The organism is Weissella sp. ESL1177 (assembly GCF_058107185.1).
Window position 1 is genome coordinate 188,087 of record NZ_CM176591.1, and the last position, 14,706, is coordinate 202,792.

Annotated in this window: 16 protein-coding genes; 15 read left to right on the top strand and 1 reads right to left on the bottom strand. The window is 37.8% G+C overall.

Annotated features, from left to right (window positions below; all coding sequences use genetic code 11):
- Positions 1 to 15 precede the first annotated feature (15 nt).
- The 3 genes from smpB (at position 16) to AC3B5D_RS00945 (ending at position 2,879) form a co-directional block, all read left to right on the top strand.
- Positions 16 to 486 (top strand): SsrA-binding protein SmpB, encoded by a 471-nt coding sequence (gene smpB / locus AC3B5D_RS00935; RefSeq protein WP_489839961.1) that lies wholly within the window; start codon positions 16 to 18, stop codon positions 484 to 486.
- A 210-nt stretch (positions 487 to 696) separates the two neighbouring features.
- Complete coding sequence (locus AC3B5D_RS00940; RefSeq protein ID WP_489839960.1) at positions 697 to 2,142, top strand: amino acid ABC transporter substrate-binding protein/permease; 1,446 nt, start codon at positions 697 to 699, stop codon at positions 2,140 to 2,142.
- Positions 2,142 to 2,879, top strand: a complete 738-nt coding sequence (locus AC3B5D_RS00945) for an amino acid ABC transporter ATP-binding protein (RefSeq protein WP_489839959.1) — start codon at positions 2,142 to 2,144, stop codon at positions 2,877 to 2,879. The genes AC3B5D_RS00940 and AC3B5D_RS00945 overlap by 1 nt, the downstream gene beginning before the upstream one ends.
- Positions 2,880 to 2,949: 70 nt before the next feature.
- Here the strand turns inward: AC3B5D_RS00945 and AC3B5D_RS00950 are convergent, their stop codons facing one another.
- Positions 2,950 to 3,507 (bottom strand): LURP-one-related/scramblase family protein, encoded by a 558-nt coding sequence (locus tag AC3B5D_RS00950; protein WP_489878286.1) that lies wholly within the window; start codon positions 3,505 to 3,507, stop codon positions 2,950 to 2,952.
- 129 nt (positions 3,508 to 3,636) lie between these two features.
- Between AC3B5D_RS00950 and AC3B5D_RS00955 the strand changes: the two genes are divergently transcribed.
- The 12 genes from AC3B5D_RS00955 to AC3B5D_RS01010 all read left to right on the top strand — a co-directional run bounded on the left by AC3B5D_RS00955 (position 3,637) and on the right by AC3B5D_RS01010 (position 14,669).
- The gene (locus tag AC3B5D_RS00955; protein ID WP_489839957.1) at positions 3,637 to 4,302 is read left to right on the top strand and encodes a uracil-DNA glycosylase; all 666 of its coding nucleotides are present in this window, start codon (positions 3,637 to 3,639) and stop codon (positions 4,300 to 4,302) included.
- A 155-nt stretch (positions 4,303 to 4,457) separates the two neighbouring features.
- On the top strand, positions 4,458 to 5,438 hold the full coding sequence (pta, locus tag AC3B5D_RS00960) for a phosphate acetyltransferase (protein ID WP_489839956.1): 981 nt from the start codon (positions 4,458 to 4,460) through the stop codon (positions 5,436 to 5,438).
- A 116-nt stretch (positions 5,439 to 5,554) separates the two neighbouring features.
- A complete protein-coding gene (locus tag AC3B5D_RS00965; protein WP_489839955.1) occupies positions 5,555 to 6,532 on the top strand; it encodes a linear amide C-N hydrolase in 978 nt (325 codons plus the stop codon).
- A gap of 137 nt (positions 6,533 to 6,669) precedes the next feature.
- A complete protein-coding gene (gene tsaE / locus AC3B5D_RS00970) occupies positions 6,670 to 7,131 on the top strand; it encodes a tRNA (adenosine(37)-N6)-threonylcarbamoyltransferase complex ATPase subunit type 1 TsaE (protein WP_489839954.1) in 462 nt (153 codons plus the stop codon).
- Entirely contained in the window at positions 7,131 to 7,643 is a 513-nt protein-coding gene (locus tag AC3B5D_RS00975; protein WP_489839953.1) for a GNAT family N-acetyltransferase, read from the top strand. Before tsaE ends, AC3B5D_RS00975 begins: the two co-directional genes overlap by 1 nt.
- A 9-nt stretch (positions 7,644 to 7,652) precedes the next feature.
- A complete protein-coding gene (locus AC3B5D_RS00980) occupies positions 7,653 to 8,186 on the top strand; it encodes a 3'-5' exonuclease (RefSeq protein ID WP_489839952.1) in 534 nt (177 codons plus the stop codon).
- 15 nt (positions 8,187 to 8,201) lie between these two features.
- Positions 8,202 to 9,095, top strand: a complete 894-nt coding sequence (gene murB, locus AC3B5D_RS00985) for a UDP-N-acetylmuramate dehydrogenase (protein WP_489839951.1) — start codon at positions 8,202 to 8,204, stop codon at positions 9,093 to 9,095.
- A gap of 21 nt (positions 9,096 to 9,116) precedes the next feature.
- Positions 9,117 to 11,174 (top strand): Na+/H+ antiporter, encoded by a 2,058-nt coding sequence (locus AC3B5D_RS00990; RefSeq protein WP_489839950.1) that lies wholly within the window; start codon positions 9,117 to 9,119, stop codon positions 11,172 to 11,174.
- A gap of 8 nt (positions 11,175 to 11,182) precedes the next feature.
- Positions 11,183 to 12,016, top strand: coding sequence for a diadenylate cyclase CdaA (gene cdaA, locus AC3B5D_RS00995; protein WP_489839949.1), 834 nt, complete (start codon positions 11,183 to 11,185; stop codon positions 12,014 to 12,016).
- Between the two features lies 1 nt (position 12,017).
- Positions 12,018 to 12,986, top strand: a complete 969-nt coding sequence (locus tag AC3B5D_RS01000) for a CdaR family protein (protein ID WP_489839948.1) — start codon at positions 12,018 to 12,020, stop codon at positions 12,984 to 12,986.
- A 10-nt stretch (positions 12,987 to 12,996) separates the two neighbouring features.
- Positions 12,997 to 14,355, top strand: coding sequence for a phosphoglucosamine mutase (gene glmM, locus AC3B5D_RS01005; protein ID WP_489839947.1), 1,359 nt, complete (start codon positions 12,997 to 12,999; stop codon positions 14,353 to 14,355).
- Complete coding sequence (locus AC3B5D_RS01010) at positions 14,355 to 14,669, top strand: hypothetical protein (protein ID WP_489839946.1); 315 nt, start codon at positions 14,355 to 14,357, stop codon at positions 14,667 to 14,669. The genes glmM and AC3B5D_RS01010 overlap by 1 nt, the downstream gene beginning before the upstream one ends.
- Positions 14,670 to 14,706 lie beyond the last annotated feature (37 nt).

Sequence of the window (14,706 nt, forward strand, 5' to 3'; positions counted from 1 at the left end):
ATTTAGGAGGTTGTCATGGCAAAAAAAAAGCGCCGTGTGAATGATGCGTTGGCAACTAATAATAAAGCACGTTACAATTATGCAATTGCAGAAACCTACGAGGCTGGTATTGAATTAACAGGTACTGAAATTAAATCAGTACGAGCTAGTAAAATCACAATTGGGGATGGTTTTGTGCAAATTCGAGACGGGCAAGCCTGGTTAGATAATGTTCATATTAGTCCTTTTGAACAAGGGAATCGTTTTAACCATGAGCCATTACGTAGTCGTCGGTTACTTTTACACAAAAAAGAAATTCGATCATTGCAGGCGGCTGTTTCACAGCAAGGGAAAACGATTGTACCGTTACGTGTTTATTTGAAACATGGCTTTGCCAAGGTTTTAATTGGGGTAGCAACTGGTAAACATCATTATGATAAACGAGAAACGATAAAGAAACGTGATCAAGATCGTGATTTACATCGGATGTTAAAAAAACGATACTAAAATATCATCAAAAAAAATATTGATAAGATTCTTATGAATGAATGTTTTCTTGACAGATAATGCCATAAGTTTCTATCAATTTTTTTTATTTTTTTAAAAAACATGTTCCAAAAATGTTAGAAAAGCTAACATGAATTATCCTCATTCAGTTTGAATAGCGTACAATAAGTTGGTATGAGTATACAGAGAAGAGTCTTGGAGGAATAGACAATGCGCAAGTGGTTAATCAGTTTAGTGGCATTAATTGGGCTAACAGTTGGCATAATGGTTAGTTCGCCAGCTGTACATGCAGCGACACCTCATTACACCATTACAACAGATACGACTTTTCCACCGTTTGAATTTCAAGCTGATGGTGGCAAGTATCGTGGTATTGACATGGATATGCTAAAAGAAATTTCTAAACGTGAAAATTTCACTTATACACTCAAGCCAATGAGTTTTAATGCTGGTGTACAGGCTGTGCAAGCTGGTCAAGTGGATGGTATTGTTGCAGGAATGTCAATTACTGATGAACGTAAAAAAACATTTGACTTTGGGACACCTTATTACAAAAGTGGTATTGTGATGGCTGTCTCGGATAAATCAAAAATCAAAGGTTTATCTGACTTAAAAGGTAAAACGGTTGCTGCAAAGACCGGTAGTGCAGGTGCCGATTATGCGCGCTCAATGGCTAAGAAATATGGGTTTAAAATTACTTTCTTTAATGATTCAAACACAATGTATAATGATGTTTTGATTGGTAACACTGTTGCTGCTTTTGAAGATCAACCTGTTATGGCATATGCCATTCAACAAGGAACTAAATTAAAAATTGTGACGAAGCCAGCAAATGGTAACTGGTATGGTTTTGGTGTAAAAAAGGGTGCTAATACAACTTTATTGAAGAAATTCAATAAAGGATATGCCGCTATTGTTAAAGATGGTACTTATGATAAGATAGTCAATCGTTATCTTGGTAAGGGCGGTTATAATTATAAGAAAAATGCGAATAACCAACATGAGACGACGACTATTTGGGACTTGTTTAATGAAAATAAAAGTGCGTTGTTTACTGGTTTAGTGAAAACTTTAGAATTGACCTTAGTTGGTATTATTCTAGCAGCTATTTGGGGCATTTTCTTGGGAATTCTTGGTGTGATGCCAAGTAAGTTGGCACGTGGATTTTCAACAACCATTATTTATATTTTTCGTGGTTTGCCAATGCTAGTTTTGGCCTTCTTTATTTACATTGGGATACCAAATCTAACAGGTCAAAAAATTCCAGCCTTTACAGCAGGTGTGATAACATTGATTCTTAATGAGGGTGCCTATATTGGCGCATTTGTTAGTGGTGGTTTTAAGTCGGTTGATTCTGGGCAACTTGAAGCAGCTCGTTCATTAGGGTTACCATATGGTAAAGCAATGCGTAAAGTCGTTATGCCACAAGGTATTCGTTTGATGGTACCAAGTTTTATTAATCAATTTATTATTACGTTAAAGGATACTTCAATCTTATCAGCAATTGGTATTATTGAATTAACACAAACCGGTACGTTAATTATTGCCCGCAATTTGCAAGGATTCCGAGTTTGGTTAATGATTGCAATACTGTATCTTATTGTTATTACACTATTAACTTGGTTATCAAACTGGGTAGAAAAGAGGATCAAATAATGGCGACGATTGTTGAAGCACGCAATGTTCATAAGAGTTTTGGTAAAAATGAAGTGCTAAAAGGTTTGAGTTTGGCCGTTGAGGAAGGTGAAGTTGTTGTGATGATTGGCCCTTCAGGTTCTGGAAAATCCACCTTTTTACGCTCTTTAAATAAACTTGAAGCGATTAATAGTGGTGAAATTACGATTGATGGTCAAAATATTAATCAACCAAAGGTCAATATTGATAAAATTCGTGAGAAAGTTGGTATGGTTTTCCAACATTTTAATCTATTTCCTCATTTAACAGTTATGGAAAATATGATTTTAGCGCCAGTACAATTGGGCAAGATGACGAAGGATGAGGCCGTTGCAAATGCTGAAAAGTTATTAAATCGGGTTGGACTTGCTGATAAAGCTGATGTTAAACCAGATACACTTTCAGGTGGTCAAAAGCAACGGGTAGCCATTGCACGTGCATTGGCTATGAATCCTGAAATCATGTTATTCGATGAACCAACCTCGGCACTGGATCCTGAAATGGTCGGTGATGTTCTTTCAGTTATGAAGGAACTTGCTGAAGAAGGGATGACAATGATAGTTGTGACTCATGAAATGGGCTTTGCAAAACAGGTTGCTGACCGTGTGGTTTTCTTTGCTGATGGTTATATTCGTGAAGAAGGTACGCCAGCAGATATTTTTGATCATCCTCAAGATGAACGAACCCGTGATTTCTTAGATAAAGTGTTAAACGTCTAATAAATGAAATAAAAATGCTGAAAACTAGTCATACAATTAAGTGTGGCAGTTGTCAGCATTTTTTATATGGTTATTTTTTTGAAATTATATTTGACATATCGTCATTAGTAAAAGTTACCATGATTGGCTTGGGATTGTTAAAAATACTAGGCCAATCAAGCGGGTGACCATGAGCAATGAATTCCCAACGGTCCAAGAAAGCAATAATGAGTAGTAGTAAAGGCTCTTGGTTTGTTTTTAAAATTTTAATTGATAAACGTTGATCTCTAATTGGTTTTGCAGTTGCTAGTTGTTGACTAACTGTTTTTATCTGAAAATATCTTTTTTCTAGACTACCGAGGACAAACCAATTTAAAGTGCTGACAAATAATAGTTCATGCAATTTTAATGACAAGCCAATTGAACCAACCTGTTGTTGTTGGTTAGTGAGGATAAATCTTGGCAATAAGCCACCAGAAATTTGGGTTATCTCTGCCAAAGGTTCAGAGGACTTATTAAAAATGGTCAGTTTATCATTACGCTGACCAATTTGTCCTGAAATAGTGTATTTTATACGATTGGTAGATGTCGTAACAGTGGTGATACCATCAAGTTGTTTGTGAACTTTAGACATTAATAAATCATGCATGAAAATACCTCTTTATGACATGAAAGAAAAATAATTTTATTTTTATTTTATCATAATCCAGCGTAACAAAGGTTTAGTCGTTATAATAAGGATAAACAAATTGCAATTGAAGTGAATAGGAGTCGCATTATGCCAGAACTATTACCCGAAGACTGGGCAGAAGCATTACAACCAGTTTTACAACCTAATTATGTTGGACGTATGCAAGAATTTTTAGATACGGTTTATTTAGTTGATACAGTTTTTCCCAAGCGTCAGAATGTATTTGCAGCGTTGGAGGCGACGCCGTTAGATGAAGTCAAAGTTGTCATCTTAGGTCAAGATCCTTATCCTAATCCAGGTCAAGCACAAGGATTAAGTTTTTCTGTACCGACAACAATGGCTTTACCAAAATCGTTGATTAATATTTATAAAGAATTAGCAGATGATTTACAGATACAAGCCCCCAAAACGGGAGATTTACATTATTGGGCGAAGCAAGGCGTGCTACTATTGAATACTGTTTTAACAGTACCAGCTCATCAAGCTGGTGGCCATGCTGGCGAAGTTTGGGAACCACTAACAGATGAAATCATTAAATTAGTGGCCCAGCGTGAACAACCAACGGTCTTTATTTTATGGGGGAAACAGGCACAAGCAAAACGACCATTAATTAATGGTGATCAAAATCTTGTATTGATGTCACCGCACCCTAGTCCATTATCAGCATATCGTGGTTTTTTTGGCTCAAAACCGTTTAGTAAGACGAATGCATTTTTAAAAAAATATCATTGTCAACCCATTAATTGGGCATAATATGTATTGTTGTGAATGATGGCAAAAGAAGTGCATGATTTGTTGCTTGAATGGAACATCTTAAGCAGAATGATGCACATTGTCACTGAAAGCGATATGCTATAATGAATGTGTAGTAAAAAAATTATTTTAAGAGAGACGGGGGTTTGTCCATCATGGAGTTGTTTGAGCAATTAGCAAATAAAATTAAAGGGCAAAACAAGACACTTGTATTTCCAGAGGGGGAAGATAAGCGTGTGCAAGGAGCGGCGATTAGGTTAGCCGCAGACGGGTTAGTAGTGCCGATTTTGTTGGGGAAAACGGCAGCCATTCAAGAAACAGCCGAGACAAATCATTTTGACTTGTCAGGTGTGACAATTATCGATCCAGCGAGTTATCCAGAAGATAGAATGAATGTGATGATTCATGAATTAGTTGAGCGTCGTCATGGTAAGACTGATACAGCAACTGCTAAGAAGTGGGTTGCTGATGTTAATTATTTTGGTACGATGTTGGTTTACATGAATTTGGCTGATGGTATGGTTTCTGGTGCAACTCATCCAACGGGTGATACTGTACGACCAGCATTACAAATCATTAAGACAGCACCAGGTTCTTCACGTATTTCAGGAGCTTTTGTGATGCAACGTGGTGATGAGAGGTATATTTTTGCGGATGCGGCAATCAATATTGATATTGAAGCGCAAACGATGGCAGAAATTGCGGTGCAATCTGCGAAAACGGCCCATGTCTTTGGTATTGATCCTAAGGTTGCGCTATTAAGTTTTTCAACCAAGGGTTCTGCAAAAGCACCGCAAGTAGATAAGGTTGCTGAAGCAACAAAAATTGCGAAGCAAATGGATCCAACCTTAGCACTTGATGGTGAGTTGCAATTTGATGCAGCCTTTGTTCCCGAAGTTGCTAAGTCGAAAGCACCTGATTCAGACATTGCAGGTCATGCAAATGTCTTTATTTTCCCTGATTTGCAATCTGGTAATATTGGCTACAAAATTGCACAACGTTTAGGTGGCTTTGAAGCCGTTGGTCCAATTCTACAAGGATTGGCAAAGCCGGTTTCGGATCTTTCACGTGGTGCGAATGAAGAAGATGTTTACAAGGTGGCCATTATCACGGCCGCACAAGCGTTTAACAATTAAAAAATAAAAGTGCTGCTTAACACGTTTGATGTATTCATTTATTAAAGGCGTCATGTGTTTAAAGCGGCACTTTTTGATTATATTATGACAGATTGATTTGAAAGGAGATGAGCAACATGTGTACGAGTATTTTACAAATTGCCCAGGATGGTGTGCATGTGTTATCACGGACAATGGATTGGCCAAGGTTAGAAAATTCACCAATGTTTGTACCCAGAAACTATCAGTGGCAATCCTCATTTAATCAGCACTTCATTCAAAATAAATTTGCCTTTATAGGTGGAGGTGAATTAAGTCATAAACGAACAGACGTAGCAGATGGCGTAAATGAATATGGTTTATGTGCTCAGAAGCTCACCTTTGGCAATGGTGCGCAATATATGGACGATATTAATCATGATAAAGTTCAGATTGCACCATTTGAATTTATTTTTTGGTTATTAGGAAATTTTAAATCAGTCGCTGATATTTCAGCACATATTTCAGACATTCAATTAATGTCCGAAAAACAAAGTGTTGTAAAATATGGTAATCCGGAATTGCACTTTGCTGTAACAGACCCAACTGGTGCAGTCGTCGTCATTGAACCAACAACATGGCCAATGAAAATTGTCCCTAATCCACTTGGTGTTGTAACGAATAGTCCGCATTTTGAACGTCAAATTGCGCAACTAGAAAAGTATGTTGATTTTAAACCTGAATTTAAAACTGGGGAAATTGGCATTAATGTGCCAAAAGTAACAACCGGTAAACTGTCGGGTAAAGCGACACCACCGGGTTCTTATTCACCAGGTGCTCGTTTTTTGCGAGCAGCCTATCTAAAAGAACGAGCAGATCAACCAGCTAACGAAGATGAAGCAATCATCACAAGCTGGCATCTATTAGATAGTGTGACAGTGCCACGTAATCTCGCGCATCAAAAAACTTTTTCAGTCTATCGTGCGGCAACAGTTGCTGAAAGTCGTAGTTATTATTTTCAGTCGTACCATCAAGGAAGCATTACAAAATTACAATTAACTGATGACATGCTCAAGTTAACAAAACCAATTGTTTATCGTGTACCAGATAAATTAACGGTTAATCAGTTAAATTAACAATCTTTTAAACGGCCATTGAGCTACAAATGAGTAGGTTAATGGTCTGAAATGAATTCTTCAAAAGTGCAGTGACTGAAAGGGTCTTGCTGCCATGACCCTGTAATCAAGCGTTGAAAAATGGTATACTTTGTACTATGAGAATATTAGTGAATACAGTGAATGAAACACAAAAATTAGCTGCTAAACTGGCACAAAGTGTACAGGCGGGCGATACAATTTTATTATCAGGGGATTTAGGTGCGGGTAAGACGACGTTTACACAAGGATTTGCGAAAGAGTTAGGCATTAAGCGACCCGTCAAAAGTCCAACGTTTACGTTGGTTAGAGAATATCAAACAGTAAACTTTCCAATCTACCATCTAGATGTGTATCGACTTGGTGAAGAAGGAAATGCAGAAGATTTAGGCTTATCGGAATATTTTGGTGGTGACGGTGTTGCGTTAGTTGAATGGTCGCAGTACATCAAACCGGAATTACCAGATGATGTCTTACGCATTTCATTTGAAAGAGTGCCTGAACAAGAGACTGCTCGAACCATCACAGTTGTTGCAACGGGTGAACGTTCGGCCAAGTTATTAGCTGCAATGGAGGCATAATGGAAATTTTTATTCGCCCTGCAGATAGACAAGATGCGATGAAATTAATGGGACTGTTATTTGCATTACAAGATGAGTCAAATACATTTATGATTGTACAGGATCCAGAAAACATCGAAATAAATGAAGAAGCCGATAATATCGATATTTTGCAAACAACAACAAATAATATTATGTTAGTTGCAACAACAGAAACAGGTCAATTAGTTGGTCTTGCCTCAGCAGCTGCCAAGCCAAGACAACCTAGACTTGCTGAGGTTGGTGTTGCTGTGTTAGCAGATTTTCAAGGGAACGGCTTAGCACAAGCGTTAATGGCAGAATTATTAACATGGGCAAGAACCTATAGCTCGGTTGATCGATTGTTTCTAACTGTACAAACAGTTAATAAAAATGCCATTCATATTTATCAAAAGCTGGGGTTCAAAAAAATTGCTGGGTCAGAAACACAGATGATGAATAGTGATCATGAACAGGTAGCGGCTTTTGACATGATATTATCAGTTAATGATTGAGGTGTAGACATGAATTTTATTGCAATGGATTTTGAAACAGCCAGTGCACAACGATATAGTGCTGTGTCATTAGGTTTAGCGGTAGTGCGTGATAATCAATTGGTTGATGAATTCTATACATTAATTAAACCAGATACTATTTTTGATAGACGAAATACGCGTATTCACGGCATTACAGCGACAGATGTGATTGACGCACCTGTTTTTCCAGAAGTTTGGGATCAAATTAAGCAATTTTATACACCAAATCAATTGGTTATTGCACATAATGCCTCATTTGATAATGGTGTATTGCGAGAAACATTGATTCATTATGGTATCAGCACACCGCATTATCTATCATTAGACACAGTACGGACGTCACGTAAACTTTATCCACAATTACCAAATCATAAATTAAATACTGTTGCTGCAGCTTTAGGAATTGATTTAGAGCATCATCATAATGCGTTAAATGATACTGTGGCGGCTGCACAAATATTAGTTAAACAGGCAAATGATTTTGGTGTTGAACCGTTAAAACAGTTAGTTAAAGTAATTTAATTAAGGAATTGAAAAATGAAGATGTTAAATGAAGTGTTTCCCAGTTATAATATTCAGGCAAATGTTGATTTAAGTAAGTATACAAATACACGTGTAGGCGGCCCAGCAGATTGGTGTTTCTGGCCAAAAGCACAAAATGAATTACAACAAGTTGTTCGTTTTGCCCATGAACATCAGATACCAATGACTGTGTTAGGTAATGCCTCGAATTTAGTTATTACAGATGATGGCTTGCAAGGATTAGTTATCTTCTTAACCGAAATGCGTCAGATTACAGTTACAAAAAGTCAAATTAAAGCTGATGCGGGTGCATGGATTATTGACGTGGCACATACGGCTTATGATTACTCGTTAACTGGGATGGAATGGGCCGCTGGTATACCTGGTTCCGTCGGTGGTGCTGTTTTTATGAATGCTGGTGCATATGGTGGGCAAATTGACCAAATGTTGTATAGTACTGATGTGATTACAGTTACTGGTGAAATGAAAACATATTATCTTGATGAGTTGGCCTTTGGTTATCGTCATAGCCTATTACAAGATACAGGCGATATCATTGTGAGTGCGACATTATGTCTGCAACCAGGAAAGCGTGCCGTAATTGGTGCAGCGATGGCCGACTATAATGAACGACGTGCACAAAAGCAACCTTTAGAATTTCCATCGTGTGGGTCTGTTTTTAAGAGACCAACAGGTTATTTTGCTGGTAAACTAATTATGGATTCAGGTTTACAAGGATATCAGGTAGGTGATGCACAAGTTTCAACAAAGCATGCTGGCTTTATTGTTAATCGTGGGCATGCCACTGGTAGTGATTATGTCAATTTAATCAAGTATGTGCAATCAGTTGTATATGACAAGTTTTCAGTGAACTTAGAAACTGAGGTTAGAATATTAGGTAGAAAATAAACAAAGAAAGGGAGTATGTGCATGGGCTTATTGCAAACCATTGTCGGATTAACATTCTTAGTAGTGTTAGGCAATGTGTTAGGTTATTTCTTGAAAAAGGTCCCAGTTAGCTTGATTCAAATTGGACTAGGGTTGATTGTCGCTGTCTTTTTTAATATACAGATTAAACTTGATACAGAATGGTTTTTACTTTTATTTATTGCGCCGTTACTTTACTCAGATGCTTGGCGATTTCCCAAGAAGGAACTTTGGGAATTGAGAGGACCAATTTTTGGGAATGCTATTTTATTAGTTTTTATTACAACAATTGTCGGTGGCTTTTTAATTTATTGGATGATTCCACAATTACCGTTGCCAGTTGCATTAGCCATTGCGGCGATTTTGTCACCGACTGATCCAGTCGCCGTTTCAGCAATTGCATCTGAAGCAAAGCTACCACCTTCAATTATGCATTTAGTGGCTGGTGAGAGTTTAATTAATGATGCCAGCGGTTTGGTTGGATTTAAATTTGCTGTTGCAGCAGCAACAGCAGGGACTTTTTCATTGCTGCAAGCGACAGGTGAGTTCCTTTATGTTTCGATCATGGGAACCCTAGTTGGTGCATTGATGGGGTTTGTTATTAATCTTTTTGGTGATTGGTTATCATCTCATGGTAATAATGACGTGTCATTGCGGGTGGTATTGCAATTATTTACGCCATTTTTAGTTTACATCCTAGCTGAAGAAATTCATGCTTCAGGTGTCATCGCAGTTGTTGTTGCAGCAATTATTTTGAATATCCATACAAAACATGACGTTGACTATACCGGTGAATTACACGTTGTTGGTATCAACACCTGGAATGTCTTTGGTTATTTGTTAAATGGGTACATATTTGTTATTCTAGGCATTGAATTTCCGTTAGCAACACATTTAGGAAAAGTTATTTCATTACCAATGGCGATTATCTATTCAGTCATTACATGGTTTATTATTTTTGGAATTCGCGTTATTTGGACGTATGTTAGCCAATGGGTTCGTCTAAAAAATCATAAAAATGAAACAGCTTCTTGGCGAGTTGCCATTACATCTGGTTTAACGGGTGTACGTGGTGCCGTTACCATGGCTGGTGTTTTGTCCGTGCCACTTGTAACAGATAGTGGCGTACCATTTCCCCAACGAGCGTTAATGTTGTTTATTGCCGCAATTACGATTATCTTGTCATTGGTTATGGCAATCATCTTTTTACCAATTATCGGTGGTCAGAAAAAAATGCAAGTACCACCTGGTTCTAATAAGGCGAAGGCACGGGTTGCCCAACATATGTCTGAGCCAAGAGCACGTGTGTACGTTTTACAATCTGCTGTCCGTGAGATTGAAGCACAACGTAGAGAATCAAATCAAAGTGTGGTCTATGAAATTATTCGTCGTTACCAAATTCAAATTCGTCAATTACAATTACAGTTTATGAAGGCGGATAAAATGAGCCCAATTTTAGATGCGGAAATGACATTACGTCAAATTGCGCTTGAAGCAGAGCGTAATACGATTCAAAGATTGTTAGTTGATGAGCGAATTACACCACTTGTTTATGCGAGTGAGGGTCGACGGATTGATCGGGCGGAGTCAGAATTAGATGATTTGGTCACTCATGATAAGGGGAAGCGGACATGGCGTCAAATTCGGCGATTTTTTACAGGTTTTGGACGAATGATCCGAGTTTGGCTAAGTGATGACTCTTCTGACATTTTATTATCGGAATATGAACTAGCTCATCACGAGTCAGCAAAAGAAGCCATTGCAGCTATCTCAAAGTATATCAGTACTGATGAGGCACAAAATTCACAACTTGATCAAACAGCAGCGTATAATTTAATCATCATGTATCGCTCACGATTAGAGCGAGAACGTCATGGCAGTAAAGGTACACAAAATGTAGAAGAATTACGGCTGACGTTAGAACTAACAGGGTTAAATGCGCAACGTGAAGCAGTACAACATTTAACTGATTCACATTTTATTTCAAATGCGACAAGTTTGAATATTCGTCAAAATATTAACTTTACAGAAGCGGGGTTACTAACTAATTTGGAAGAATAGGAGCTAGTATGAATTTTGATATTGATACACTATTAAAGAATATAAGTATTGTACGTATCATTGATGTTCTCATTGTTTGGTGGGTGCTTTATCGATTAATGATGCTCATTCGAGGCACGAAGGCAGTTACTTTACTTCGAGGCGTTGGCATTGTTATTGTGGTGAAAGTTGTGAGTTGGTATTTTGGTTTAGCAACGATTTCGTGGCTAACTGACCAAATTATCAATTGGGGTGTCATTGCCCTAGTTATCGTGTTTCAACCTGAAATTCGTCGTGGACTAGAACACCTTGGTCGTTCAGGTATTTTTAGGCAAAAACAAGCTTACCAATCAGAAAAAAGATTGGTTAATGAGCTAGATGATGCAATTCAATATATGTCCAAGCGGCGTATAGGCGCTCTTATTTCGATCGAAATGGAAACAGGGTTGGAGGAGTATATTGAAACAGGTATTCCAATCGATGCAGAAATTTCTAGTCAATTATTAATTAACACGTTTATTCCAAATACGCCTTTACATGATGGTGCAGTCATTTTGAAAGATAATCGTTTAGCAACAGCTGCTGCTTATTTACCGTTATCTGATAGCGCAACGATTCCAAAGGAGTTAGGCACACGACATCGTGCATCCGTAGGTATTTCAGAAGTAACGGATGCGTTGACTATTGTTGTTTCTGAAGAAACTGGTGCCGTGTCAATTACAAGAAATTCAGAATTAATGCAATCATTATCGCGGGAAGATTATTTAAAATATCTGACACGTCAGTTAGTAACATCAGATGATGTGACTAATCAATCTTGGTGGTCTCAATTACGATCGACCTTGAAGAGAGGTGATAAGTAATATGAAACGACATACTGATAAAATTGTTTATGGTTTATTGACATTGATCGTTGCTATTTTTATGTCTGCATATACTGACGCACAAACAACAACCTCTAATCATCGCGCAAATAATGGTAATGGCTTAACAACAATTGGTAAAATAACCTCTGCCAAAACAGAAACGATTAGTGTACCCATCCAATTTTCAGGGATCAATACAGACGATTACTACATTAGTGGTGCACCAGAAAATGTTGCTATTACAGTCAGTGGACCGGCGGCACTGGTAACAGCAGCAAAAAATACAAAGAATTTTCAAGTATCGGCTAATTTAAAAAATTTATCAGATGGTACGCATACGGTTAGTTTGAAAGTAACAGGTCTTAATAAAGATCTAACTTACAATCTAAAAAAGCCCAAAGTGACGTTAACAATGTATAAGCGGAGTACATCATCTTATTCTGTTAAGACAAAGTATAATAAAGCAGCGATTGCGGATGGGTACACGGTTGGTACGGTTACGAGTTCAGTCAACAATGTTCAAATTATGGGTCGCCAGTCATCAATTAATGCGGTTGATAGTGTTGTTGCAAATGTTCAATTAAAGCGGGATACTAAGAAAACAACACGACAAAAGGTGACCTTACAGGCTGTTGATGTTAATGGTAATCCAGTTGATGTTGCAGTATCGCCACAAGATACAACAGTAAAAATACCAGTTAAAAAAGGTAATGGCACACGTCAGGTACCATTAGATTTAAAAACAAAAAATGGTAATGCATCTGAGTTTACATTATCCGGTTCAGTCAATGAAGTTGCAGTGCAAGGTAATATTGACGTACTAAATAAATTGAAGAATGTGCAAGCTGTTGTTGATTTATCAGGTATTACGACAGCGACAGAACAAAGTGTTACAATTAGCGTACCAAATGGTGCTGAGAGCGTTGATCCTAAGACAGTATCGGTGGTTATAACACCTAAGGAGTAGAATTAAAGATATGGTTGAATTACATTATTTTGGAACTGATGGCGTGCGAGGCATTGCCAATAAGGAATTAACACCTGAATTGGCGTTTCGTTTAGGTCGAATGGGTGGTGCAGTGTTAACACGGCATGCAGATGATCATCGACCACGTGTTTTAGTTGGACGTGATACGCGTATGTCTGGACCATTGCTGGAGCATGCATTAATTTCAGGATTATTGTCTGTTGGCATTGAAATTCAACGTTTGGATGTTATTTCAACACCAGGCGTTGCCTATCTTGTTCGAGCGCAAAAGGCAGATGCTGGTGCCCAAATTACGGCATCACATAATCCAGCTGAAGATAATGGTATTAAATTTTTTGGATCAGATGGTATGAAATTATCAGATGAATTAGAAGCTGAGATTGAAGCGTTACTTGATGCGCCAGAAGATACATTACCACGACCAGCAGCTGAAGGACTTGGTTCAGTTTCTGATTTTAAGGAAGGCACGGCTAAGTATCTGGAATATTTACAGACAACAATTCCAAGTAGTTTAGACGGTATGAAACTAGCGATAGATGCTGCAAATGGTGCAACTTCTGGTTTGGTTGCTAATTTGTTTGCGGATATGGGCGCTGATTTTGTGACAATGGGTACATCACCAAATGGTGTTAATATTAACCAAAATGTTGGTTCAACTCATCCAGAAGCATTGGCCGAGTTTGTTGTTGAAAATGAGGCACAAGTTGGTTTGGCATTTGACGGTGATGGTGATCGTTTGATTGCAGTTGATGAAAAAGGTCAAATTGTTGATGGTGATCAAATTATGTTTATCGTAGGTAAATATATGTCATCACATGGTCGCTTAAAGCAAGATACGATCGTGACGACTGTTATGTCAAATATTGGTATGTATAAAGCCATGTCAGCAAATGGGTTAAATTCCGTTAAAACGGCAGTTGGCGATCGTTATGTTGTTGAAGAAATGTTGAAATCAGGTTATAACCTTGGTGGTGAACAATCAGGCCATGTGGTCTTTCTTGATTGGGCAACAACAGGTGATGGGATGTTAACTGCCTTACAATTATTGCATGTGATGCAAGATACAGGTAAGCCTTTATCGGAGTTAGCATCTGAAATGACGATTTATCCACAAAAGTTAGTTAATGTTAAGGTACAAGATAAGAAAGCAGCATTATCAAATCCAGCAATTAAACAGATTATTGCTGATGTTGAAGTTGAAATGGGCGATGAAGGACGTGTTTTAGTACGACCTTCTGGTACACAAGATTTATTGCGCGTGATGGCTGAAGCACCAACGCAAACAGCTGTTGATGACTATGTTGGTCGTATTGTGACGATTGTTGAACAAGAGGTTGGTGTTGATTAATGTCAGCAGATTTTCAAACGTTAGATATTATTGAGGAAATTACACGTAATGATGGTTCAGTGTATAAAGAAATTGGTAATTTATTGCATAACGGACAAGCGGAGTATGCTGTTGAAGAGGGGATGATAAAGAAGGTTCGTATTTTAAAGATTAATATTCCGCATTCAAAAAATGTGATGCGGTATGAAAATTTTGTGAATGAACATTTTGATATACCAGCAAAAATTGCCATTTCAGAATATGTTGAATGGCAGCGAACACCAGAAATGGATGAAGTTGTTGAAAAAATTTTAGCAGAAAATAAAGTTAGTTAACTTTAATGAAAGAGTCAGAAACATTGTTACCACTTGA